Source organism: Cephaloticoccus capnophilus, from assembly GCF_001580045.1.
In the GTDB taxonomy this organism is placed as follows: Bacteria; Verrucomicrobiota; Verrucomicrobiia; order Opitutales; family Opitutaceae; genus Cephaloticoccus; species Cephaloticoccus capnophilus.
Genome location: NZ_LSZP01000044.1, coordinates 100,729 through 125,230, shown reverse-complemented (window position 1 = coordinate 125,230; position 24,502 = coordinate 100,729). Strand labels below are relative to the sequence as shown.

Sequence of the window (24,502 nt, the reverse complement as noted above, 5' to 3'; positions counted from 1 at the left end):
AATTTGGGATTTCGCTTTCGCGCGATAGCGCGATGCGAAATCCCAAATTAAATGGAAGCGGTCACTGACCGCCGCCCCACGCGTAGTGGAGTAGTTAAGAGAGGCGGCGGCCTTCCTGGGCTTGATACCATTTGTAAAAGGCGACGCCGCCGGCGGTGACGGCCACGAATACGCTCATGAGTTGCATCGAGGTTCCGGCGAGGAGCTGGTCTTGTGCGGGGTCGAAGTTGGCGATGATGCGCGGGGCGTATTCGTAGGTGGGATACAGGATTTCTTTGGAGAAGGTGATGTAGGCGTAGACGGGCATCATGCCGATGATGATGCCGAGTTGGTAGAGGAGCTGTGCGGGATAGGGGATGGCGCGTGCGGCGACTCGTGAGGGGCTGAGTTGGGGCCACCAATACAGCAGTGCTGAGGCGAAGAACATGAGGTGCTCGATGACGTGCACGACTTTATCGCGCAGGGCCCAGTTGTAGAGCAGGGGGGCGTGCCAGACGCTGATGATGAGTGTGTAGGTGAGCCCGCAGACGATAGGGTTGAATACGAAGCGAACGAGCGGGCGTGGGATGCGGGCGAGTGCGGGGTCGACGAGCCACGCGGGCAGCCCGAGTAGGAAGAGGATGGGCACCGGATACATGAGCAGTTGGTGCTGCACCATGTGTGCGCTAAACAGGAAGCGTTCGCCGATTTGGTCGAGGGGCGAGCCGACTGCTAAGTAGAAGAGGAGCAGTGCGGCGTAAAACTTGAAGGCGTGGGCGCGCGGGTAGGCTTCGGCTGCGCCGCGTGCTGCGACCGCCGCGCGGAGCGGGCCGGTGAGAATCGCATAAAGCCAGCCCAAGAAAACGAGCCCGCCGATGAGGTAGGGTTCGTTATGCCAGTGGCTCCAGTCGATCAAGGGCTTCGAGCTTTCTATTTAGCGACGCGCTCGTCGGTGCATCGTCGAGGTTAAGACGTAACGCCCGGGGGCTGTCTGCTTTCCCCTCGGCGTCATGTCGAGCGGGCTACTGCCTTACTGTGGCAGCGAGGTGAGTGGGACGCTGTCGGCTGCGCCGAAAATCGCCATCAGTGCCCAGACGGTTCCGCCTGCCATAATCATCCCGATGAAGAAGAGCACCGTGCAAAATGCCTTATCCCAGCGCAGGTGCATGAAGTAGAAGATGACGTAGAGGAACTTGACGACCGAGAGGACGACGAGGCTCGTGACGATCAGCCACTTCGCCCAGGGGAAGAAGATGATGACGATTTCGATGCCGGTGATGACTGCCAAGAGCATGGCAATCTTCACATAGATTTGGAACTTGTTGTCCTCGGCGGCGTGGTGGTCGCCGCCGTGCGCGGCGGGTTGTGATTCGGTGCTCATCGGTGGGCCTTTTGCGTAAAAGGATTTAGAGGTATTCGAGGAGGTAGACGGCGGTGAAGATGACGATCCAGACGATGTCCACGAAGTGCCAGTAAAGGCCCATCATCTCGACATCGATGGCGTTGCGCTCGTCGAAATCGACGAGGCCGCGCGGGCGTGCGAGCCAGAGCGCGACGCCGGTTGAGGCGGCTGCGCCGATTAGCCAGCCAATGGAGTGTGCGAGTGCGCCGCCGAGCCCGTTACCCGCGAGCAGCCCGTGGGCGAGCTCGATGACGAAGAGCATCGCGCCGAGGCACACGCCGATAACGGCGGCGATGTGTAGCAGCCCGCGCCAGAACCAGCCGCGATCCGCTGCGGTGTCGCGCGGTTGGAAGGAGCGCACATACATCAGAATCAGCCAAAACACCCCGATCGCGACGTGCACGCCGTGCGTGCCCGTGAGCGTGAAGAAGGTCGTCCCGAGGATGCTGTTGGTAATCGTGAGCCCCTTTTCGTGGACGAAGTGCTGAAACTCGTAGACTTGGCAGCCGAGGAAGATCGTGCCGAAGAAGACGGTGGTGAGCAGTGTCGTGCGAAGGCTTTTGAGGTTGTTTTTCTGAATCGCGTTTACTGCGAGGGCCATCATCAGCGACGACATCAGCAGGATGAAGGTCGAGAATGAGGTCAGCTCGATCGAGAAGATCGAGCGCACATCGGGCGCGTCCGGCGGTGGGTGAAGCCGGTAGATGAGGTGCGTCGCGATTAGGCAACCGAAGAACATGCAGTCCGATGCGAGGAAGGCCCACATCATGAGCTTCTTGTTCGGAATGCCGGTACAGGTCGTGTGGTCGTGGTGATGATCGATTGCGGTCGTGGAAGCGGTGCTACTCATCGCGTGTAGAGAGTCGGGGCGTTAGCAGTTGGGCGTGGTTATCGGCGGTGCGCAGTGAGCTTGCCTGGTTAGATTTCCTCTTCGTTGGGGTGGATGTGGTAGCCCTCTTGGCCTTCGTGCGCCCACATGAAAATGCCGCCAATCATAACGAGGATGCCGACCACGCTTACGGCGATGCGCATCGTCGCGCCCGCATCGACGGGAAGGACGGCCGCACCGATGCCCATGATGAGCATGCCGCTGCTCGTCACGAGCGGGTAGATGGACTTGAAGGGCATGTGAATGCCGCCGTGCGCTTCTTCTTCGGCGTGGTGCGCGGCGTGCTCTTTGGCGATTTCTTCCTTGTGGTGTTTCTCATACCAGAAGGCGTCGCGGGCGTGCACGGTCGGCGTGACCGCAAAGTTGTACTCGGGCGGCGGTGTCGGAATCGACCACTCCAGCGTGCGGCCATCCCAGGGGTCGCGCTTGGTTTTCGTGCCTTTAAAGTAGGTGTAGACCATCACGGCGAAATAGATGGCGATACCGATACCGAGGATGCCTGCGCCGATGGTAGCGATGAGGTTGGGCTCGTTCCAGCCGAGGTTGCCGTCGTAGGTGAAGGTGCGGCGCGGCATACCGTTTAGGCCGAGGAAGTGCATCGGGAAGAAGGTCACGTTAAACCCGATAAAGATGACCCAGAACGAGAGCTTGCCCCAGAATTCGTCGACCTTGCGGCCGAAGGCTAGCGGGAACCAGTAGTGGATGCCGGCCAAGAGCGCGAAGAGCGCACCGCCAATCAGCACGTAGTGGAAGTGCGCGATGACGAAGTAGCTGTCGTGCTGTTGGGCATCGGCGGGGGCCGCCGAGTGCATGATGCCCGAGAAGCCGCCCATCATGAACATCCAGATAAAGCCCAGCGCGAACATCATGGGCGTGGTCATCTTGAGGTGGCCGCCCCAGATGGTGCCAATCCAGTTAAAGATTTTAACGCCGGTGGGGACGGCGATTGCCATCGTCGCCAGCGAGAAGGCGGCGGTGGCGACTGTGCCCAGGCCGGTCGTAAACATGTGGTGGCTCCACACGGCAAAACCGAGAAAGCCGATTGTCGCGCCCGAGAAGACCACGATTGCGTAGCCGAAGAGCGGTTTGCGCGCGAAGCAGGGCAGGATTTCCGACACGATGCCCATCGCGGGGAGAATCAAAATGTAAACCTCGGGGTGCCCAAAAATCCAAAACAGGTGCTGCCAAAGGATGGGGAGCCCGCCTTGCGAAATTTCAAAAAAGTTCGTCCCAAACATCCGGTCCATCATCAGCTCGACGAGTGCGATCGTGATCGCGGGGAAGGATAGGATGATAAGGAAGGCGGTGATGAGCGTCATCCACGAGAACACTGGCATGCGCATCATCGTCATCCCTGGGGCGCGCATGTTGATGATGGTGACGATGAAGTTGAGCGAGCCGGCGATGGAGGAGACGCCGAGGATTTGCAGCCCCATTACCCACATGTCGATGGACTGGTCGGGGTTGTAGGCGCGGGTGGTGAGCGGCGCGTAGCCGACCCAGCTTCCGTCGGGCGGCCCGTCGGGCAGGAGCCAGCCGATGTTGATGACAATCGCGCCTGCTAAAAACGTCCAAAACGCGAAGGCGTTTAGCCGGGGGAAGGCGACGTCGCGCGCGCCGATTTGTAGCGGCATGATGTAGTTAAAAAACGCCGACGACAGCGGCATGATCGATAAGAAGATCATCGTCGTGCCGTGCATCGTGAAGAGCGTATTGTATTGCTCGGCACTGAGTAGGTCGTTGTTGGGCACCGCCAGTTGGAGCCGGATAAGCAAGGCCTCAAGCCCGCCGACCAAGAAGAAGAACAGCGCGGCGATGGCATACATGATGCCGATGCGCTTGTGGTCGACCGTGGTGAGCCAGCTGATGAGGCCGGTCTTGGCCGTGGGCCGCCAAAACGCGCTCGCGCGGGTCGGGGCGATTTGCGGCTCTTCGTGGCCGCCGGTGAAGTGGGTTTGTGTAAGAGTAGTGTCCATGCTTTCGCGGGTTCGGGGGGACGTGCGTTCTAAAAATGAGTGCGGCGCAGTGGTATCGGAAAGCGCGGGCTTACTTCAGACTTTGGAGGTAGGCGACGAGCGCGAGGGCCTCGTCTTGGTCGATCGTGATTTCGCTCGGGACGTAGCCGGTCGTATACATCTTGTTGCCGGGCTTCACGACTTCGGGGTGCATGATCCAGCGCGCCATTTGCTCGGGCGTGTTTTCCAAAAGCCCGGCGGCGATCGTGGTCTGCGAGGCGATGTGCGTGAGCTCTGGGCCGGTGATGCCCATGCCTTCGTGCCCGCGCACGGTGTGGCAAGCGATGCAGGTCTTCGTTTGGAAGAGCTTGCGGCCTTGGGCGATGAGCGCGGCGTCCTCGCCTTCGTGCGGGAACTGCTGCTGACGCCAGTTGTCGAGCGGCGAGACTTGCGAGCGCGGATCCCACTTGTCGCTAAATCCGTATTCGTTGCGCTTAAAGGAGGCGAAGGTGATTTGCGGACGCTCGGCGCGCGCGGGGTCGGCGATTTCGGGCGTCACGGTGCGGGCGGGCAGTTTCTTGTGTGCGACCCATTCGGCAAAGTCGGCCTCGTTTAGCGCGATGACGCGGAAGCGCATGACTGCGTGCGAGTCGCCGCAATACTCGGCGCACTGGCCCCAGAAGTAGCCCGGCTCGTCCGCTTGGAGCCACATGTGGTTGCCGCGGTTGGGCGTCATATCGACCTTGCCCGCGAGCTTAGGCACCCAAAACGAGTGAATCACATCGACCGTGCGCAGGTTCACCCGCACAGGCCGCCCCGCCGGAATCACCATCTCGTTGGCCACGCTGAGCGCTCCCACGCCGTCGATTTGCTCCATCGGGTAGTCAAATTTGAACCACCATTGGTAGCCGATCGCGTCGATCACGTAGGCATTCTCCCGCTCTTCCTCCGGCACGTCGTAGGTGAACCAAATCGCCCGCAGCGTGGGGAAGGCGATGAAGACGAGTGCCAGCACGGAGACGCCGATTAGCGAAAGCTCAATGAGCGGGTTGCCGTGGCTTTGCTCGGGCGGCGGCGCGTTCTCGTCGTCGGTCGTGCGCGCCTTAAATTTGATTGTCGCGTAAGTGAGCACCGCCGCCACCACGACGAAGATGATCGCCGTCACCCACACCGTCGCGTAAAACACCTGCAACTGCGACTCGGCGACGGGCCCCGCCGTGACCATTGAGGTCTGGTGCCCATCCATCTGCCAAAAGTTCAGTTGGCTGCAGCCGGCGAGTAGGAACACTGCGGCGAGCACACAGGCGGCTCGGCTGGCAGCGACGGTCTTTTTAAGAAACGAGAGAGACGAAGGCGTTCGCATCGTATGGTGTGGGTGCGGGAGGGTGGCTGAAAAAGAGGCGTGCGGTGGCAAAAAAAGCGCAGCACCTCGACAAATTGCCCGCTGCGCTGCAAGCAGCTTTGTGAGCCGCTTGGCAAAGTCAGTGCCTTTCTTGTCCTAGCTCCGAGTGGCCATGAGAAGTATTAATCGCGCTGCTAGCTCGTATCAGCAATGCACTTTTTTTGTTAATGGCCGCGCTTTCGGTTGCCGGTCGGCGCGAAGCGCACTGCGCTCGCCCGCGCCTATGAACATCCGAACCCTTTCTGCCCTCGCTGGCAGCCTCGCCGCGCTTTTCCTCGCCACAGGCTGTGGCAAGAACGACTCCGCGCCCGCCGCCGCCAAGTCCGCTGCCGCTGCGCCCGCCGCTGCCGGATCCGGTATCGTGCTCACGGGCAACGATGCGATGAAATATAACCTAAGCGCGCTTTCCCTAAAGGCGGGCGAAGAAGCGAAAATCACCCTGCGCAACATCGGCACCATGCCGAAGGCCGCGATGGGGCACAACTTGGTTATCCTAAAACCCGGCACCGATGTCGAAGCCTTCGCGCTGGCCGCCGCCGCCGAGCCCGCCAACGACTACATCCCCGCTGCGCTCGTAAACCAAATCGTCACCCACACCAAAATGCTCGGCCCCAAAGAATCGGCCACGCTCACGGTGACGCTCGACGCAGGCGAATACCCCTTCCTGTGCACCTTCCCCGCACACTTCCAAGTCGGAATGAAAGGCACAATCACAGTCGAATAAGGCCCGCAGCCCCGCCACTACGCGTGGGGCGGCAGGCTGTGCCTGCACCCATTCACAGAGCCGCTTGCTTGCCGTGCATTCGCACAGCAAGCAAGCGGCTCTGTGAAAAGGACCCCAAACTTGGAGGCGGGAGTTTACTGGTGATTTTCCCCACCTCGCCCAAACGGGTTATCACTCTACTTCCCCTTCCCTGTCGCAACGCGACAGGGGGAGTGCTTTCAAATTTGGGATTTCGCTTTCGCGCGATAGCGCGATGAGAAATCCCAAATTAAATGGAAGCGGTCACTGACCGCCGCCCCACGCGTAGTGGGAAAAAGCGTATCAGCGCTAGGCGACGGCGGGCCAACGAGCCCGCCGCCAAATAAAACAGCCTGCGGCTGTGCGCCTCAGTCTTCGGCAACATCGGTCTCGTAAAACTGGCCTTTAGGGAACAGTCGCACATGGCGGAACACTACCCAGGCCGAGTCGCCTTGGTGCAGGCCCAGTTCGGCCAAACGCACGCGCGACAGCTCTGCATCAAAGGCCTCGCCTGTATCGAGCCGCCGCAGCGCGACGCGGCCTGTATTCCCTGCGGCAAAGACATGCAGCACTTTTACGGGAATCGCATGCGTGCTCTTCGGCTCGCGGCGGATGTCCACATCGTGCGGCCTCACGTAGAGCAGGTCGCCGTCGCTCGTCACTTTGCCCTCCACTGCCTGTTTGGCCGCGTCGGCCGCCGCACGCGCAGACGGCTTTGCCGTGCCTGCGGTGAGCTGGTTTACGTTGCCCAGAAACTCGATTACGAAAGGCGAAGCGGGGTGGTCGTAGACGGCTTGCGGCGGGCCGACTTGCTCGATGCGCGCATTGTTCATCACCACCACCTCGTCGGCGATTTCTAGGGCTTCCTCTTGATCGTGCGTAACGAAGAGCGTCGTCAAATTCACCTCCTCGTGAAACTGCCGAAGCCAGCGACGCAGCTCCTTACGCACCTTGGCGTCGAGTGCGCCAAAGGGCTCATCGAGCAACAGCACTTTCGGCTCTATCGCCAAAGCGCGCGCGAGTGCTACGCGCTGCCGCTGCCCGCCGGAAAGTTGGGTCGGCAAGCGCTGCCCCAAGCCGTCAAGTTGCACGAGTCCGAGCAAGCGATTCACCCGCTCCGCAATCTCTGCACGCGAGGGGCGTTCGCGCTTGCGGCGAACGGTTAGGCCGAAGGCGATGTTCTCAAAAACCGTGAGATGCCGAAACAGCGCGTAGTGCTGAAACACAAAGCCGATGCCGCGTTGCCCGGGCCCGAGCGCACTCACGTCCTCGCCATCAAGCCGCACCGCTCCGCTGCCCGCATCGGCAAACTCTAGCCCTGCGATAATGCGCAGAAGCGTCGTCTTCCCCGAGCCCGAAGGGCCGAGCAGTGCCGTGAGCTGGCCCGGCTTGACCGACAGCGAGACATCGTCGAGCGCGGTGTAGGCACCAAAGGTTTTACGCAAATGGGAGACTTCGATACTCATGAGTCGGAGGAAAAAAGGAGGGCGCAAAAACGCAGTTTGGGTAGCGAGCGAGACAAGGCAGGAGATAAGGGAGCAGGGCGTACGCGCAGCTTAGTGAGCGCGGCTGCTGCGTGCGTGCCGCCACTCGACGAGGCTTTTGAGAAAGAGAGAGAGCAGGGCGAGCAGTGTTAAGAGCGAGGCCACGGCGAAGGCCGCTTGGAGGTTGTATTCGTTGTAGAGGATTTCGACGTGCAGCGGCATCGTGTTGGTCATCCCGCGAATGTGGCCGGAGACGACTGAGACCGCGCCAAACTCGCCCATCGCCCGCGCATTACAAAGGATGACGCCATAGAGCAGCCCCCAGCGGATGTTGGGCAGCGTCACGCGCCGGAAAATTTGCCAGCCACTCGCGCCCAAAGTCAGCGCGGCGAGCTCCTCATCCGTGCCCTGCGCCTGCATGAGCGGGATCAGCTCCCGTGCGACAAAGGGCACCGTCACAAAAATCGTCGCGAGCACGATTCCCGGCACCGCAAAGATGATCTGGATATCGTGTGCATCGAGCCACGGGCCAATCCAGCCGTGTAACCCAAACATCAATACATAAATCAACCCGGCAATGACCGGCGAAATCGCAAAGGGAAGGTCGATGAAAGTAATGAGCAGGCTTTTCCCGCGAAACTCGAACTTCGTAACGGCCCACGCCGTCGCCACGCCAAAGACCACGTTGAGCGGCACCGCGATCGCCGCCGCAGTAAAGGTGAGCTTGATCGCCGCAATCGCATCGGGATCGGCAAAGCTGGCAAAATAGGCGCCGACTCCCGCCGCAAAGGCTTCGCCGAAAACGACCGCCAGCGGCAACAAGAGAAACAGCGCGATAAAGCCCAAGGTCAGCGTCAGTAAGAGCCCGCGCAGCCAACGCGGATCACTCAACGCCGGTCGAGTCGGCGTCGGAGCAGGGACGGAGCGAATACGTGTGGCGGGAGCGGCCATGTGGGAAAGTGCAAAGGAGGTGGGCGGAGCTTCTGTTTTACTGGCCCTGCCGACGCGACCAGAGCTGTAGCACGTTGATGAGAAGCAGGAGCGCAAAGGAAACGACGAGCATGGCCACCGCCAGTGCCGTCGCCCCCGCGTAGTCGTATTGCTCCAGCTTAGTGACGATTAAGAGCGGCGTGATCTCGGTCTTCATCGGCATGTTGCCCGCGATAAAAACGACCGAGCCGTATTCACCAACTGCGCGAGCAAAGGCTAAGGCAAAGCCGGTTAAAATCGAGGGACGTAGTGCCGGAAGCACGACGCGCCAGAGCGTTTGGAGACGAGTCGCGCCGAGGCTGGCCGCCGCCTCCTCCAGCTCCGGCTCCAGCTCCTCAAGCACCGGCTGAACCGTGCGAATCACGAAGGGCAGGCCGATAAAGGTCAGTGCGACCCACACGCCGAGCGCAGTATACGCGACCTTGATCCCTTCGGGGCCGATTTTGGCGAGCGGCGCGCCGAGCCAGCCGTTGGGCGCGTAGAGGGCAGTAAGCGCGATCCCCGCGACCGCAGTGGGCAGCGCGAAGGGTAAATCCACCAACGCATCGACCAAACGCCGACCGGGAAACCGATAGCGCACAAGTACCCACGCCGCGATTACGCCGAAAACCACGTTCGCCAAGGCCGCCAAGAGCGAGACCCCAAAGGTCAAGCGATACGACGCGACGACGCGCGGCGAGCTGACCGCCGCCCACCACTCCGCCGCACTCAAATCCGCCGACCGGATAAACGTCGCCGAAAGCGGTAAGAGCACCACGAGCCCCAGGTACGCCAACGCAAAGCCCAGCGTGAGCCCAAAGCCCGGGATAATCCGGCGTGTAGCGATGACTGGAGCGGCAGTGCTCATAGGTGCGGAAAAATGATTCGAGAGACGGAGCGAGCGTGGGGAAATATGGTAGGGGAGTGACGAGGCTACGAACGCGTAAGCAGCGGAGGCACGCTAAAAGGATAATTCGATTATTGGCCCTGCGCTCGGCTGCGCACACGCAATACCCAAGTCAGGGCACCAGCGGCTTCTCCGGCGGGCTGCCAACGAGCAGCCCGCCAAATGAAACAGTCTGCTGCGACTGCGACGCCAAAATGGAGGCGGTCACTTACCGCCGTAGATCTGGTCGAAGACACCGCCATCGGCGAAGTGCGTCGCTTGAGCATTCGCCCAACCGCCAAACTCCTCGTCCACAGTGACACGCTCCAGCTCGGGAAAGCGGGCTGCATCCGCCGCATCGGCGTGCTCAGGATGCTGAGGACGGTAGTAGTGCCGCGCGGCGAGCCGCTGCCCATCGGGCGAGTAGAGGTAGTCGAGATACGCTTGGGCGACTTCGAGGTTGCCCTTGCGCTTGGCATTCGCCTCGACGAGTGCGACCGGCGGCTGCGCCAACACGCTGAGCGAAGGCACCACAATCTCGAACTCGCCCTCGCCGCGCTCCTTGAGCGCAAGAAAGGCCTCGTTTTCCCAAGAAAGGAACACGTCGCCGATTCCCCGCTGGGTAAAGGTAATCGTGGAGCCGCGCGCACCGCTATCGAGCACGGGCACCCGCTTATAGAGCGTCGTCACGAAGTCACGCGCAGCATCGTCGCTGCCGTAGCGGTGCTTCGCATAGGCCCAAGCGGCGAGATAACTCCAACGTGCCGCGCCGCTGGTCTTCGGGTTGGCGGTGATAACCGAGACGCCCGGCTTTACGAGGTCGTCCCAATCTTTGATGCCGAGCGGGTTCCCTTTACGCACGAGGAAGACGATTGTGGACGTGTAGGGCGTACTCGCAGCGGGAAGCCGCGTTTGCCAGTCGGCAGGGATGCGGCCCGTGCGCTCGGCAATCGCATCGATGTCCGCCGAAAGCGCGAGCGTGACAACGTCCGCACCAAGTCCGTCGATCACCGAGCGCGCCTGCTTCGAGGAGCCGCCATGCGATTGTTGAACGGTGACGGTGTCGCCAGTCTTCGCCTTCCAGTGCGTGGCGAAGGCTTTGTTAAACTCGACGTAAAACTCGCGCGTTGGGTCGTAGGAGACATTGAGCAAGCGTACATTTTTCGCCGAGGCGAGACCAGGAGCCAGCGCGACAAGCGCGGCGAAGAGGGGGATTCTAAAGTTCATAAAAAAGGGTGAGCCGAATGACAAAAAGAAGCTGTGGGAGTGGTGTTAAACGAGGGGGAAAAGTGCCGCGAGCGCTGAACAAGAGCGGGCACAGCACTTGGAGCTATGCGCTGAGCTGCCGAAACCTGCAGCTAGGCCGCCTCGCCACAACATCGCGCGCCAAGCCTCCGGGCACGCGACTCCACGCAGGCCCCTGCTCGGCGCAGCAAACCCGCGACAGGCATTAAGATTAATTCATTACTAATGTAATCACCTATAGACACGCCGCACACCGTAGAACCCGAGTCGCACTGCACAAGCCCTATTCTCACCTGCTCTGTGTCATAAGCGCCCCCGCGGCCTTTCTGGCTTACCCGTGACGAACGCGGCGGGCCCACCGCACGCGCAGCATCGCAGCTCACGAGTAAGGCACATCAGAGGTCACAGACCTCCACTACGCGTGGGGCGGCACAGCCGCAGGCTGTTTTATTTGGCGGCGGGCTCGTTGGCCCGCCGTCCATCGCTGCACCCATTCAATTTGAGATTTCTCATCGCGCTATCGCGCGAAAGCGAAATCCCAAATTTGATTCCCTTGCCTTGTCGCGTTGCGACAAGGAGAGGAAAGTAGAGTGATAACCCGTTTGGGCGAGGTGGGAAAAATCACTAATAAACTCCCCTCTCCAAGTTTGGGAGCCTTTTCAGATTTTGGTTTCGTTTCTGCGCGTCGCGCAGAGGCGAAACCAAAATCTAAATGGGTGCAGCGACACGCTGCCGCCCCACGCACAGTGGCGGTCAGTGACCGCTTCCATTTTGCGGGCCGCTTGTTGGCGGCCCGTCAGACGCGGCGGCGAGCGTGCGCAGCACACGTGAGTGGCGAGCCGCGAGCCAGAGGCCTCGCGTTTGAAACGGGAACAGGCCCTAGAGCCGTTGCAGGTGGAAGCCGCCGTCAACGTCGAAAACTGCCCCCGTTGAAAAGGGAAACCGGTCTTCGGCGATTGCGCGCACGGCACGCCCGATGTCTTCCGGGCGACCCCAGCGACGAATGGGCGTGATCCCGCGCTCGTCGCGCAGAATCAACTGGTCGTATTTGTCCTTCACCGCGCTAGTCATATCGGTCGCGATAATGCCGGGGCGGATTTCATAAACGTTGATCCCATCCGCCGCCAGCCGGTCGGCAAAAAGCGTCGTCATCATCGCCAGTCCCGCTTTCAGCATGCAATAATCGCCGCGACTAGTGCTCGCCGTGTAAGCCGAGATAGAGGTCACATTGACAATCCGACCGCGAAACCCTTCCGCGTCCGCCTCCTGAGCAAGCATCTGCTTAGCCACGCGCTGCGTCAGGAAAAACGGCCCTTTCAGGTTAATCGCATAAAGCCGGTCAAAGCTCTCCTCGCCTGCCTCAAGCAAGTCGGCCCGTAGCGTCGGTGCCACGCCCGCGTTGTTAACCAACAAATCAATCCGCCCGCCGAGCCCCGCACTCGCCTCCTCAACGAGCCGCTCGCGGTCGGCAGCACTCGCAATATCGGCCTGCACCGTAACCCCGTCGCCGCCCGCAGCGCGCACGAGCGCGAGCGCCTCGTCCGCAGCCGCCACGTTCCCCGCGTAATTAATCGCCACACGGTAGCCCGCACGCCCGAGCTCAATCGCGACCCCGCGACCGATCCCCCGTGAAGCCCCCGTCACCAAGGCAGTCTTTAGCGTCGTCATACGCAGCCGACCCAAATCCCCCAATTCACCGCACACAAAGGAAATCGACCTCGCCGAGCTTTTCGCTCGCACTAGCCCCCGTCGCGCCTCCGAAGGCCCGCCCTCTACCCCAACCCCAACAACGCCCCGCCTTGACGGGCCGCCAACACGCAGCCCGCAAAGTGAGCGGAGCACTAGCCCCCGATGAAAAAACTCCCCGCCAAAACCATCCAACTCATCGCCAACGGTGACCTGCGCCAGTCCGCCAACCAAGCCACTTGGCCGCTCCAAGCAGCGATGGAAAAGCAGCTCACCCAAGCCGTCGCCGCGCTCGGCTACAAACTCCTCCGTGCGCACCCCTACAAACCCAAACTCGGGCACGGCTTCATCGGCTCGCAAAAAGAGGGCATGCAAGTCTTCGCCAAAATCGACCCACGCCGCCCCCTCATCGTCGCCGAGTCTGTTTGGCAATATTCGCACCACATCCTGCACGGCCTCATCTCGCATCGAGGCCCGATCCTCATAGTCGCTAACTGGTCGGGCAGCGCGCCCGGCCTCGTCGGCATGCTCAACCTCAACGGCTCGCTCACCAAAGCCGGCGTCCCTTACTCCACCCTTTGGAGCGAAGCCTTCACCGACGCCTTCTTCCTCAAGAACCTAGAGCAGTGGCTAAAAACTGGCAAAGTCGTCCACAAGCAAAACCACGTCCGCCCGCTCGCCCGCTGCACCCTCCCCACCCGCGCCAAGACCCTCGGGAAAAAACTCGCCGCCGAACTCCGCCAGCGAAAGTCCATCATGGGCATCTTCGACGAAGGCTGCATGGGCATGTATAACGCCATCATCCCCGACGAGCTCCTCTTCCAAACGGGCGTTTACAAAGAGCGCCTCTCCCAATCCGCGCTCTACTACGAAACCACCCAAATCAGCGACTCCGAAGCGCGCGACGTCTACGCTTGGCTGAAGGAAAAGGGCCTCAAATTCCACCTCGGCGAAGACCCCGCGACCGAACTCACCGAGGCCCAAGTCCTCTCCCAGTGTAAGCTCTACATCGCCGCGCTGCGCATCGCCGACGAGTTTGGCTGCGAAGCCATCGGCATCCAATACCAACAGGGGCTCAAAGACCTGCTCCCCGCCTCCGATCTCGTCGAAGGCTTGCTCAACAACTCCGATCGCCCCCCAGTCAAAAACGCCGCAGGCAAAGAAATCCTACCCGGCCAACCGCTCACGCACTTCAACGAAGTCGACGAATGCGCCGGCCTCGACGGCATCTTCACCGCCCGCGTCCACCGCGCCCTCAAACAACCCGTCGAAAACACCCTCCATGACCTGCGCTGGGGCGCCCCCGCCCACACCGGCACGGTCGACGACTACGTGTGGGTCTTCCTCATCTCTGGGGCCACGCCCCCCGCGCATCACATCGGCGGATACGCAGGCAGCGACTCACACCGCCAACCGCCTATGTATTTCCGGCTCGGCGGCGGCACCCTGCGCGGCATCGCCAAGCCCGGCGAAATCGTCTGGAGCCGTATTTTTATCGAAAACGGAAAACTCAAGATGGACCTTGGCCGCGCCAAAGTCGTCGAGCTGCCCCGCGAAGAAACCGAACGCCGCTGGCGCGAGACCACCCCCCAGTGGCCCATCATGCACGCGGTGACTTACGGCGTCTCCCGCGACCAAATGATGGCCCGTCACAAAGCCAACCACATCCAAGTCGCCTACGCGACAGACGCCGCCTCCGCCGACCTCGCCCTCTATACCAAGGCCGCGCTCGCCAAGGAACTCGGCCTCGAAGTCTCCCTCTGCGGCACCAAAGCCGACGGCTCCAAATTCTGAAGCGGGCAGCGCCCAACTTCCCTTTCTCCACGACGCGTGCCGCAGTGGAGAAAAGGAAGCCCTTGGCCGAATCGACACGCCTTACTGACCGTAAAAGGTAGACGCTGGGCGAGCGGGGCGCAGTGTCCGCGTTTATCATGCTCGGTGCCCTCCGCAGCGCAGGCTGCTTTTGCGACTCCTTTCTCACTCTCTCGATCATCCGATTACGCGTCTGGATCGGTTTTCTTTGCACGGTGTTATTACTTCTCGCAGCACAGGGCCAACGCGCACACGCACAAGTGCCCCGCTCACACAACAAGCCGACCGGGGCCCCCATTATGCTCGGGATTGATGTATTGGAGGAGCAGGGCTTTAAGGCGATTCGGCAAAAACGCATCGGGCTCCTCACCCACCCGGCGGGCGTCAATCGCCGCGGCGAAAGCACAATCGACGTCCTCCTTCGCGCGCAGCGCACGAGTGGCGCAAAGCTCGTCGCCCTCTTCGGGCCCGAGCACGGTATTTATGGAAACTTCAAGGCTGCCGTAGATGTAGGCGACTCGACCGACACGCGCACCGGCCTACCCATTTACTCGCTGCACGGCACCCACCGCAAACCGACTCCCAAGATGCTCGCCGGCCTCGATGCGATGGTCATCGACCTGCAAGACATCGGCACACGCAGCTACACCTTTGTCAGCTGCATGCTCTACACGATGGCCGCGTGTTTTGAAAACGACGTCGAAGTCATCGTCCTCGACCGCCCCAACCCGCTCGGCGGCCTAAAGGTCGATGGCCCACCGCTCGACACAGAGTGGAAAAGCTACGTCGGCGCCTTTCGCGTGCCCTACGTCCACGGCCTGACTATCGGTGAACTCGCCCACATGGCCAAATCCGCCCCCGGTATCATGCGCGTGCCGGGCGCAAACGGCATAAATGTATCCGAAGCACACCGACAAAAAGGCCGCCTCACCGTCATCCCGATGCGCGGCTGGCGGCGCACGATGCGCTGGCCCGAAACCGGCCTAAAGTGGGTGCCCACCTCGCAATACATCCAAGACTTCGCCTCTGTCGTCGGCTACCCGATGCTCGGGCTCGGCACCGAAATCGGGAAATTCACCCACGGACTCCCCGGCCCACGCTATCCCTTTCGCACGCTCGCCCACCCCGACATCAAACTCGAAGTGCTTCAAAAAGAGCTCGCCGCCCTGCGACTCGCCGGACTGCGCTTTACCCTAATCGACGTAAAAAACCGCCAAGGTAAGCCCGCCAAAGCCCTCTATGTCGAAGTGACGGATTGGGACGCCTGGCGCCCCACCGAGCTCAACTTTCACCTCATGCGGCTCGCCGCAAAATACGAAGCAAAGAACCCCTTCGTCGGGCTAAACGCCGCCGACAAACGCCGCTTCCTTATCCACCCCGGATCCGCCGCTCTGCTCGCCGAACTCCAACGTCACGGCGCGCGCACCAACATCGAGGCCCTCCTGCGCGACTGGCGCGCCCGCGCCCTCGTTTACCAACGCCACTCCCGCAAATACTGGTTATACGGTCAGTGACCACTTCCATTTAATTTGGGAATTGGTCCCGTCGCTTCGCGACGGAGCCAATTCCCAAATTTGAAGTCCCTTCCCTTGTCGCGTTGCGACAAGGCGGGGAAAGTAGAGTGATAACCCGCTTGGGCGAGGTGGGAAAAATCACCAATAAACTCCCGCCTCCAAGCGTTCGGTAAATGGGTGCAGCGATGGACGGCGGGCCAACGAGCCCGCCGCCAAATAAAACAGCCTGCGGCTGCTGCACTTATTAAGCGCGCTGTGCATCCCCGCCTGAGTTCCTAAATAAACGCCACTGCGGCCTATCGGTACTTGCCGCACAAAGCAGACTCACTCAAAAAACGCGCGCAATCGCTTCGGTGGCCGCAATACCGCCGAAAATTACCCACCCACAACAAAGAACCCTAAATACCGCCTCTTATCCGACGAGCCGCCAACGCATGGCTCGCCAGAATAAAGCGATCTAAGAACGTGCCGAGACCTGTCACACTATTCACCGGCCAATGGGCCGACCTCCCGATCGCCGAGCTCGCACCGCTCGCCAAAAAAATGGGCTACGATGGACTCGAACTCGCCTGCTGGGGCGACCACTTCGATGTCGATCAAGCCCTGAACAACCCCAAATACGTCGCCGAGAAATGGCAGCTGCTCCTGGATAACGGGCTCTCCTCCTACTCCATTTCCAACCACCTGCTCGGCCAAGCGATTTGCGACCGCATCGACGAGCGCCACCAAGCCGTGCTCCCGCCCGACGTCTGGGGCGATGGCGACCCCGAAGGCGTCCGCCAACGCGCCGCCGCTAAGATGATTGTGACCGGCCAAGCCGCGCGGAAATTTTTCGACGCCAAACCCGGCCTCAGCGACGCCGATAAAGGCAAGACCGCCGTCGTCAACGGCTTCACCGGCTCTTCCATCTGGCACAGCCTCTACAGCTTCCCGCCCACGCCCAAATCGTATTGGGACGCAGGCTTCGCCGACTTCGCGGCACGCTTCGGCCCGATCCTCGAAGCCTTTGACAAGGTCAACGTAAACTTCGCCCTCGAAGTCCACCCAACCGAAATCGCCTTCGACGCCGCCAGCGCACAAATGGCCCTCGACGCGGTCAAAGGCCACCGCCGCTTCGGCTTCAACTACGACCCCTCTCACTTCGGGTATCAAGGCGTGGACTACGTCGGCTTTATCCGCCGCTTTGCCGACCGCATCTACCACGCCCACATGAAAGACGTGTGGTGGGGCCACGGCGACGGCACCGTCGGCGTCTTCGGCGGACACACCGAGTTTGGCGATGCGCGCCGCGCATGGGACTTCCGCTCGGTCGGCCGCGGCGACATCCGCTTTGAAGACGTCATCGTCGCGCTAAACGACATTCGCTACTCAGGCCCCCTCTCCGTCGAGTGGGAAGACATCCGCATGGATCGCGTCCACGGCGCGACCGAAAGCGCGGCCTTTGTGCGCCGCCTCGACTTCCCGCGCAACGACGTCGCCTTCGATGCCGCCTTTGATAAGAAGAACCAGTAGTTCTTGTTCCCCAACCGTTAAACTCAACTCCCTGCCTCCCCACACCTATCATGTCTGCTAGCAAACGTAAGTTACGCTATGGAATGGTCGGCGGCGGGCGCGGTGCCTTCATCGGCGCCGTGCACCGCTGCGCCGCCTACATCGACGGCCAAGCCGATCTCGTCGCCGGGGCCTTCTCCTCCGAAGCCGAGCGCGCCAAAGCCTCCGCCGAAGACCTCTTCGTCGCGCCCAACCGAGCCTACGGCTCCTACAAAGAAATGGCCGAAAAAGAGGCCAAGCTCCCCGCCGGTGAACGCCTCGACTTCGTCTCGATCGTCACGCCCAACCACCAGCACTTCCCGCCCGCGAAACTCTTCCTCGAAAAAGGCTTCAACGTCGTCCTCGAAAAGCCCGCGACCTTCGACCTCGCCGAAGCCAAGGCCCTCAAGAAGATCGTCGAAAAGACCGGTAAAGTCCTCGTGCTCACGCACAACTACACCGGAAACGTGATGGTCAAGCAGGCCCGCGAACTCGTCCGCTCGGGCCACCTCGGCGACATCCGTAAGGTCGTCGCCGAATACCCCCAAGGCTGGCTCTCCACCCTCGCCGAAAAAGGCGACAACAAACAGGCCGGTTGGCGCACCGACCCGAAACGCAGCGGCGCAGCCGGCTGCATCGGCGACATCGGCACCCACGCCGAAAACCTCGCCCGCTACATCACCGGCCTCGAAATCGACTCGCTGTGCGCCGACCTCACCACCTTTGTAAAAGGCCGTAAACTCGACGACGACGGCAACATCCTCGTCCGCTACAAAGGCGGGGCCAAGGGCCTACTCCACGCCTCGCAAATCAGCGTCGGCGAAGAAAACGCGCTCAACATCCGCGTCTACGGCACCAAGGCCGGCATTGAGTGGCACCAAGAACACCCCAACCAACTCATCGTAAAATACCCGGACAAACCTACGGAAATCTGGGGACGCGGTAACGGCTACATTTCCGACGGGCTAAAGAAATTCACACGCACTCCCTCCGGCCACCCCGAAGGCTACCTCGAAGCTTTCGCAAACGTTTACGCAGAAGCCTTCCGCGCCATCCGCGCCGAAGTGTCGGGTAAAAAACAGCCGAAGGACTTAGACTTCCCCACGATCGCCGACGGCGTCTACGGCATGGCCTTCATCGAGACCACGGTCAAAAGCTCCAAACTCGGAGCCAAGTGGCTGAAGTTCCCCAAGCTGTAAGGAGTTTTCGACTACGCCAAAAAAACTTGGCCAATCCCAAAAGCCGCGATGCTCCCTCCCCGTCGCGGCTTTTTTGCGCCTACTCGGGAAACGCTCACTGAGCGCCTACTCCGCTAAACGCCTACCTACTCCGAAAAGAGGATAGTTTTGTGCCCGTGGACGAGCACACGATCTTCGAGATGCAGCCGTAGTCCGCGCGCCAATACCGCGCTCTCCACGTCTTTCCCCAATCGCATCATGTCCTTAATCGTATCGCTATGCCGGATACGCACGACGTCTTGCTCGATAATCGGCCCCGCATCCAGCTGCTCGGTCACATAGTGACAAGTCGCACCAATCAACTTCACTCCGCGCTCCTCCGCCTGATGATAAGGCCGCCCACCCACAAACGAAGGCAAGAAACTGTGGTGGATATTGATAATCCGACTCGGATAACGCGCGCAGAGCCAAGGCGGGAAAACCTGCATATAGCGCGCGAGCACGATCGTATCGGGCGCGACCTCGTCCATGAGAGCCGCCGTGCGCTTCAGGGCCGCCTCCTTCCCCGCGGCGTCGCGCGGCACAGGCACATGGTGAAACGGCACTCCGTACCACTCGACCAGCGAGCGCAGGTCATCGTGATTGGAGATGACGCACGGCAAGTCATAGGGTAAATCGCCCGACTTCCACCGATGCAGCAGGTGCGCCAAACAATGGTCGAAACGACTCACCAGGATGACGACACGCTGAGGCCGCTGCGCGTCAGTGAAACGCCACTCCATATCAAACCCTTCGGCAATTGGGCGAAATTCATCGGCCAACCCTGCCAGCAGAGCTTGGCGCTGCTCCGCCCCGCCCACGGAAATCGCAAACTCAGAGCGCATGAAAAACCACTGGCTGGACGCATCGTGGTAATGGTTGGCCTCAGTGATTGAGGCCCCGCGCTCTGCCAAAAACGTCGCCACACGCGCGACAATTCCCACTCGGTCGGGGCAACTCGCGATTAGGCGCAGCCGCGCTTGGGAAGCAGGCACAGGAGAAGACCCTGCCGAAATTGGAGCCGAGGTCATGGAGTGGTGAAGAGAGAAAACTTTGTCACAAGGCGACGCGGAAGGCAGGCTTGGGCTCGTATTTTTGGCGAGCCGAGATTTTTTCCCTCCACCATGTCGTCTGCTCGTCGCGCTCCCATAGCTGCCACCACTACTCACATCGACTCGCCCGATGTGCTCCTCGTCGGCAGCGGCATCATGTCGGCCAACCTCGCCGCGCTCCTCAAGTGCCTCGACCCCACGCTGCGTATCCAAGTCTACGAAGCGACCGAGGGGCTCGCCCAAGAAGCCTCCGACGGCTGGAACAACGCCGGCACAGGCCACGCCGGACTTTGCGAGCTAAGCTACACGCCCACACGCGGCGCGAGCGGCGAAGTCGATGTCGCCAAAGCCATCAGCATTTTCAGCGACTTTGAGCACTCGCTCCAGTTTTGGGGCTACGCCGCCGCACACGGCATGCTGCCCGAGCCGCGCGCCTTCATAAACCCCGTGCCGCACATCAGCTTCGTCCACGGCTCAGAATGGGTAGACTTCCTCGCCTCGCGGCACCGCGGGCTCTCGCGACATCACTTCTTTAGCGAGATGCAGTTTACGAGCGACCGCGCAAAAATCGCCGAGTGGGCCCCACTGCTCCTCGACGCGCGCGGGGATACGCCCATCGCAGCGACCCGCACGCCACACGGCACAGACGTCAACTTTGGCGAGATTGCACGCGGGCTTCTCGCTTGGCTCGCCGCCCAAGAAGGCTGCGCCGTCACCCCTTCCCAACGCGTCACCGACCTCGAAAAAATCACTGCGAAACCCGACAGGGGGAGGCACGCGGGCAAGGGCTGGCGCGTGACGGTACGCGACTTGCGCAGCGGCACAGTCCGGCACGTTCACACGAGATTTGTCTTCGTCGGCGCGGGCGGCGGCAGTCTCCCGCTCCTACAAAAAGCCGGGATCGCCGAGCAACGCGGACTGGGCGGCTTCCCCATCGGCGGCCAATGGCTCGTCTGCGACAATCCCGACATCGTCGCCCGCCACTGCGCCAAAGTTTACGGCCAGCCGCTCGACACCGCGCCCACGATGGCCGTCCCCCACCTCGACACCCGTATCCTCAACGGGAAGCAGACACTGCTCTTCGGCCCCTTCGGCTCGTGGACGACGAAGTTTTTGCACAAGAGCGGACGCCGGAGCGACCTGCCCCGCTCCATCCGCCCACACAACCTCGCGACGCTCCTCAAAATCGGCGTGAGCAACCTCGGGCTCATCCGCTACCTCATCCAACAAAGCACCCAATCAATGAAAGACCGGCTCGACGTGCTTCGCGTCTTTTACCCCGGCGCACGCCTCGAGGACTGGCGGCTCATCGACGCCGGTATCCGCGTACAGGCAATTAAGAAAACCGACGGCGAGGCCGGTATCGTCCACTACGGCACGGAAGTCATCACCAACTCCGACAAGACTATCTCCGCACTGCTCGGTGCCTCGCCCGGAGCCTCAACCAGTGTCGCGATCGTCCTCCAAGTGTTGAAAAACTGTTTTGCGGAAACGCTCAGCCAGCCCAGCGCCCGCGCACGACTCGCCGAGATGATTCCGAGCACCGCGATCGACCTCAGCTTACCCGAAAACGCGGGGGAGTTTCGCACCCTACACGCACAAGCCCTTCAGCGACTCCGACTCGTGTAAGGGAAACGCCCTACAGCTTTCACCCCAATACCTACCCCAAAGAAATGCCTCTCAAAAAAACACGCTCTGATGACGCGTCGCCTAAAATCCCCTTGCGCCGCGACGGGCTGCCCCAAAGCCCCTTGCGCCGCGCACCCGCACGTAAAGCAGAACGGCCTGTGAGCGTCGCCGCAGTGGATTTAGGCGCAACCAGTGGCCGCGTGATCCTCGGCACTTGGTCGGGCGAGCGGCTCGCGTTGTGCGAAGCCCACCGCTTCTCGAATACCTACCGCGAGCTCGGGCCACATGCCTATTGGGACATCGGCACCCTTTGGCACGAGGTCCGCAGCGGCCTGCTCAAAGCGGCTGCGCGTCTTCCCAGTGGCACGAAACTTGCCAGCCTGGGCGTCGATACTTGGGGCTGTGATCATGTGCTGCTCGACGATACAGGCCGCCTCGTCTTCCCGCTGCACGCCTACCGCGACAACCGCGTGCAGCCCGCTCTGCGTGCGCTCAATCGCGACCGCGACTCCTCCGCACGACTCTATGAGGCGACCGGCATTCCCAATATTTTCTACAACACGAGCCTGCAACTCGCCGAGACGCTGACCCGCTACCCGGCTATCTCCCAGCTCGCCACCCGCTGCCTCTTTCTCCCCGATTACTTCAACTTCCTCTTAAGCGGCAGAGCCGAAAACGAGCTCACCATCGCCAGCACCTCGCAGCTACTCGACGTAAGCGAAAATGCCAATTGGTCGCCCGCCGCGCTCGCCCAGTTCGGCATACCGCAACATTGGTTTCGCCCACCCGTAGTCCCGGGAGCGATACTCGGCCCGGTGCGCGCAATCCCCGAACTGCGCGGCACTCAAGTCATCGCCGTCCCCGGCCACGACACCGCCTGCGCGTACGACGCGATGCCCACCGATGGTGAAGGCGACCTGTTCCTCAGCTCCGGCACTTGGTCACTCGTCGGGTTTGAAAGTCCGCGCCCTCTGCTCGGCCCCGCTGCGCAAAAAGCGCGTATCTCCAACGAACGCGCAGGCAACGGCCACTTCCGCCCACTCACCAACATCGACGGACTCTTCCTTTTAGAACAACTCATGGCGGAGTTCGCCGACCGCCCCAGAAACGACAAAGACTGGGCCGCGCTCGTCAACGCAACCGCTGCCCAAAGCGAAACCCCAAGCGAGTCGCGCCTCCGATTAAACGACGGCAGCTTCGCCAGTCCGCCCTCCATGCGCACCGCGATCGACGCCCAGTTGAGCAAGCGCAAGCTCTCCCTCCCCCGCAGCCTCGTCGGCTACGCACGCCTCATCTGGGACTCGCTCGGCCAAGGCCATGCTGACTCGATGCGGCTCTTCGAAAGCCTAACCGGCGAACGCTTTAAGCGCATCCTCATGGTCGGCGGCGGCTCCAAAAATCGGCTCCTGTGCCAAGCGACCGCTGATGCCGCGCGCATCCCCGTGCTCTCCTTTAGCCTCGAAGGCACCGCAGTCGGCAATCTCGCCCGCCAGTTAATCGCCCTCGGTGCCGTAAAAGACTTGAGCCACTTTCGCCAAACGCTCGCCGCCCAACTCAAAACCACGACCTACACGCCGCACAGGTAAACAGGGCCACGCGCTCGCCTCACAACTCTTCAACAAGCTCGCACAAGGCCCGGGCGATTTGCTCCCACTCCTCTTCCAGCGGAGCCTCGACCACCGGCTGGAGCGCACGCGCGTACCAATACGACGCGTTGGCTAGATCACCCTCCTTACGGTGCAAGTACGCATGCACCCACGCCGCCGCCCGCGACTCCGAGTGCATCACCCACTTGTGCGCCGCCTCCCAATCTCCCTTCGCATCGTGCCAGAGTGCACGCAACTCTGCGGACAAAGCAGCGGGCGGCGAATCAGCAGCAGCGAGCGAAGCCTTAAAGTCGGAGTAACGCATGGCTCGGCATGCCATACACAATTAGCCCGATAAGCCAAATCATACGGGCGCGCGCCCTACGCGAAAAAAGAGGCGAAGACCCCTTGCGGGAGGGAAGTGAGTCGGCGTTTACTCGTCTGCCACCCCCGACCAGCCACTCGCATGCCACGACGCCACCACGACTCTGACTCGCCCGAACTCGTCATCCTGCACGAGCTGCTCACGGCCTCGCCCGACTACCTCTCTGGCCAGTCTTTAGCGCGCACGCTGGGGATGAGCCGCGTCGCCGTCTGGCAGCATATGGAAAAGCTGCGTGCCCAAGGCTTTGAGTTCGAAGCCAAGCACGCCCGCGGCTACCGCATCGCCGCGACCCCGCTCGAACTCCACCCCACCTACATTGAGCACCTCCTGCGCTCACACGGACGCGACGCCCTCCCCTTCAGCGTTCACGACTCAGTCGATAGCACCAACGACGAAGCCACACGCCAACTCGCACGAGGCGCCCCCGTGCCCTTCGTCATCCTCGCGCGCGAGCAAACCCAGGGACGAGGCCGCTTCAAACGCCGCTGGCAAAGCGGCAAGCACGGCAACCTGTATTCCAGCTTCGTCTTTCGCCCCGAACTCCCACCGCAGCGCATGCCCACCTTTACCCTCTGGCTGGGTGTAAGCATCTGCGAACTCATCCACACGCTCCTCGGGCTGCCCGCACGAATCAAGTGGCCCAACGACCTCGTCTTCGGTAATCGCAAGTGCGGGGGCATCCTCACCGAAGCGCGCATCGATGCCGACCAGATGCGCGACCTCGTCTTCGGCCTCGGGCTCAATGTGAACCAAGCCGCAGGCACTTGGGCCGATAGCGACCTACGCCGCCCGGCCACCTCGCTGCGGATCGAGGCCGGGCGAACAATCGACATTAACCACCTGACCGCTGCCCTCATCGGGCGCATCCACCTCGCCTACACCCAGTTCATCGCCGACGACTACCGCCCGCAACTCACCGAGCTTTGGGCCAAGCATGACGCGCTACACGGCCAGAAAGTCGTAGTGCTAAACGGCACCCAACGCATCGAAGGCACCGCCAGCGGCATCGACGAAAGCGGAAACTTACTCCTGCGCCCAAGCACGCAGGTCGGGGAGGCGGAAGCCCCCTTGCTGCGTTTCGCAGCCGGCGAAGTCACACTCGAAACGGCTGAGCCCCGCACCGCTAACACCTAGCCGA

Annotated in this window: 20 protein-coding genes; 8 read left to right on the top strand and 12 right to left on the bottom strand. The window is 61.5% G+C overall.

Annotated elements, in window-relative coordinates:
• Nucleotides 1-94: 94 nt before the first annotated feature.
• From AXK12_RS05590 to coxB, 5 genes are all read right to left on the bottom strand, one after another.
• Complete coding sequence (locus AXK12_RS05590) at nucleotides 95-895, bottom strand: cytochrome c oxidase assembly protein (protein WP_068712312.1); 801 nt, start codon at nucleotides 893-895, stop codon at nucleotides 95-97.
• A gap of 114 nt (nucleotides 896-1,009) precedes the next feature.
• Nucleotides 1,010-1,360, bottom strand: coding sequence for a cytochrome C oxidase subunit IV family protein (locus AXK12_RS05585; RefSeq protein ID WP_068712310.1), 351 nt, complete (start codon nucleotides 1,358-1,360; stop codon nucleotides 1,010-1,012).
• A 25-nt stretch (nucleotides 1,361-1,385) separates the two neighbouring features.
• On the bottom strand, nucleotides 1,386-2,231 hold the full coding sequence (locus AXK12_RS05580; protein WP_068712308.1) for a cytochrome c oxidase subunit 3: 846 nt from the start codon (nucleotides 2,229-2,231) through the stop codon (nucleotides 1,386-1,388).
• Nucleotides 2,232-2,299: 68 nt separating this feature from the next.
• Nucleotides 2,300-4,246, bottom strand: coding sequence for a cytochrome c oxidase subunit I (gene ctaD, locus AXK12_RS05575; protein WP_068712306.1), 1,947 nt, complete (start codon nucleotides 4,244-4,246; stop codon nucleotides 2,300-2,302).
• 70 nt (nucleotides 4,247-4,316) lie between these two features.
• A complete protein-coding gene (gene coxB, locus AXK12_RS05570) occupies nucleotides 4,317-5,588 on the bottom strand; it encodes a cytochrome c oxidase subunit II (protein ID WP_068712304.1) in 1,272 nt (423 codons plus the stop codon).
• Nucleotides 5,589-5,850: 262 nt separating this feature from the next.
• Between coxB and AXK12_RS05565 the strand changes: the two genes are divergently transcribed.
• Nucleotides 5,851-6,351, top strand: a complete 501-nt coding sequence (locus AXK12_RS05565) for a plastocyanin/azurin family copper-binding protein (protein ID WP_068712302.1) — start codon at nucleotides 5,851-5,853, stop codon at nucleotides 6,349-6,351.
• A 386-nt stretch (nucleotides 6,352-6,737) separates the two neighbouring features.
• Here the strand turns inward: AXK12_RS05565 and AXK12_RS05560 are convergent, their stop codons facing one another.
• The 5 genes from AXK12_RS05560 to AXK12_RS05540 all read right to left on the bottom strand — a co-directional run bounded on the left by AXK12_RS05560 (nucleotide 6,738) and on the right by AXK12_RS05540 (nucleotide 12,621).
• The gene (locus AXK12_RS05560; RefSeq protein WP_068712300.1) at nucleotides 6,738-7,835 is read right to left on the bottom strand and encodes a sulfate/molybdate ABC transporter ATP-binding protein; all 1,098 of its coding nucleotides are present in this window, start codon (nucleotides 7,833-7,835) and stop codon (nucleotides 6,738-6,740) included.
• 90 nt (nucleotides 7,836-7,925) lie between these two features.
• A complete protein-coding gene (gene cysW / locus AXK12_RS05555; protein WP_068712298.1) occupies nucleotides 7,926-8,804 on the bottom strand; it encodes a sulfate ABC transporter permease subunit CysW in 879 nt (292 codons plus the stop codon).
• Nucleotides 8,805-8,841: 37 nt separating this feature from the next.
• A complete protein-coding gene (cysT, locus tag AXK12_RS05550; protein WP_068712296.1) occupies nucleotides 8,842-9,690 on the bottom strand; it encodes a sulfate ABC transporter permease subunit CysT in 849 nt (282 codons plus the stop codon).
• A gap of 243 nt (nucleotides 9,691-9,933) precedes the next feature.
• Nucleotides 9,934-10,935 carry a sulfate ABC transporter substrate-binding protein gene (locus AXK12_RS05545; RefSeq protein WP_068712294.1) on the bottom strand — a complete coding sequence of 334 codons (1,002 nt, stop codon included), beginning with the start codon at nucleotides 10,933-10,935 and terminating at the stop codon, nucleotides 9,934-9,936.
• Between the two features lie 897 nt (nucleotides 10,936-11,832).
• On the bottom strand, nucleotides 11,833-12,621 hold the full coding sequence (locus AXK12_RS05540) for a 3-ketoacyl-ACP reductase (RefSeq protein WP_068712292.1): 789 nt from the start codon (nucleotides 12,619-12,621) through the stop codon (nucleotides 11,833-11,835).
• A gap of 183 nt (nucleotides 12,622-12,804) precedes the next feature.
• On the opposite strand from AXK12_RS05540, the gene AXK12_RS05535 reads away from it, so the two are divergent.
• The 4 genes from AXK12_RS05535 (at nucleotide 12,805) to AXK12_RS05520 (ending at nucleotide 18,694) form a co-directional block, all read left to right on the top strand.
• The gene (locus AXK12_RS05535; protein ID WP_068712290.1) at nucleotides 12,805-14,433 is read left to right on the top strand and encodes a fucose isomerase; all 1,629 of its coding nucleotides are present in this window, start codon (nucleotides 12,805-12,807) and stop codon (nucleotides 14,431-14,433) included.
• 137 nt (nucleotides 14,434-14,570) lie between these two features.
• Entirely contained in the window at nucleotides 14,571-15,965 is a 1,395-nt protein-coding gene (locus AXK12_RS05530; protein WP_156468891.1) for an exo-beta-N-acetylmuramidase NamZ family protein, read from the top strand.
• A gap of 465 nt (nucleotides 15,966-16,430) precedes the next feature.
• A complete protein-coding gene (locus AXK12_RS05525; RefSeq protein WP_068712286.1) occupies nucleotides 16,431-17,477 on the top strand; it encodes a sugar phosphate isomerase/epimerase family protein in 1,047 nt (348 codons plus the stop codon).
• A 50-nt stretch (nucleotides 17,478-17,527) separates the two neighbouring features.
• The gene (locus AXK12_RS05520) at nucleotides 17,528-18,694 is read left to right on the top strand and encodes a Gfo/Idh/MocA family protein (RefSeq protein ID WP_068712284.1); all 1,167 of its coding nucleotides are present in this window, start codon (nucleotides 17,528-17,530) and stop codon (nucleotides 18,692-18,694) included.
• Nucleotides 18,695-18,819: 125 nt separating this feature from the next.
• Here the strand turns inward: AXK12_RS05520 and purU are convergent, their stop codons facing one another.
• On the bottom strand, nucleotides 18,820-19,743 hold the full coding sequence (gene purU / locus AXK12_RS05515) for a formyltetrahydrofolate deformylase (RefSeq protein ID WP_068712283.1): 924 nt from the start codon (nucleotides 19,741-19,743) through the stop codon (nucleotides 18,820-18,822).
• Nucleotides 19,744-19,836: 93 nt separating this feature from the next.
• Between purU and mqo the strand changes: the two genes are divergently transcribed.
• Both mqo and AXK12_RS05505 read left to right on the top strand, forming a co-directional pair.
• Nucleotides 19,837-21,393: a malate dehydrogenase (quinone) gene (gene mqo / locus AXK12_RS05510; protein ID WP_068712281.1), complete on the top strand. Its 1,557-nt coding sequence runs from the start codon at nucleotides 19,837-19,839 to the stop codon at nucleotides 21,391-21,393.
• Between the two features lie 44 nt (nucleotides 21,394-21,437).
• Entirely contained in the window at nucleotides 21,438-22,979 is a 1,542-nt protein-coding gene (locus AXK12_RS05505; RefSeq protein ID WP_082782677.1) for a rhamnulokinase, read from the top strand.
• A 19-nt stretch (nucleotides 22,980-22,998) separates the two neighbouring features.
• On the opposite strand, the gene AXK12_RS05500 is transcribed toward AXK12_RS05505, so the two are convergent.
• On the bottom strand, nucleotides 22,999-23,304 hold the full coding sequence (locus AXK12_RS05500) for a hypothetical protein (protein WP_068712279.1): 306 nt from the start codon (nucleotides 23,302-23,304) through the stop codon (nucleotides 22,999-23,001).
• Between the two features lie 141 nt (nucleotides 23,305-23,445).
• On the opposite strand from AXK12_RS05500, the gene AXK12_RS05495 reads away from it, so the two are divergent.
• Nucleotides 23,446-24,498 (top strand): biotin--[acetyl-CoA-carboxylase] ligase, encoded by a 1,053-nt coding sequence (locus tag AXK12_RS05495; RefSeq protein WP_068712277.1) that lies wholly within the window; start codon nucleotides 23,446-23,448, stop codon nucleotides 24,496-24,498.
• Nucleotides 24,499-24,502: the final 4 nt, after the last annotated feature.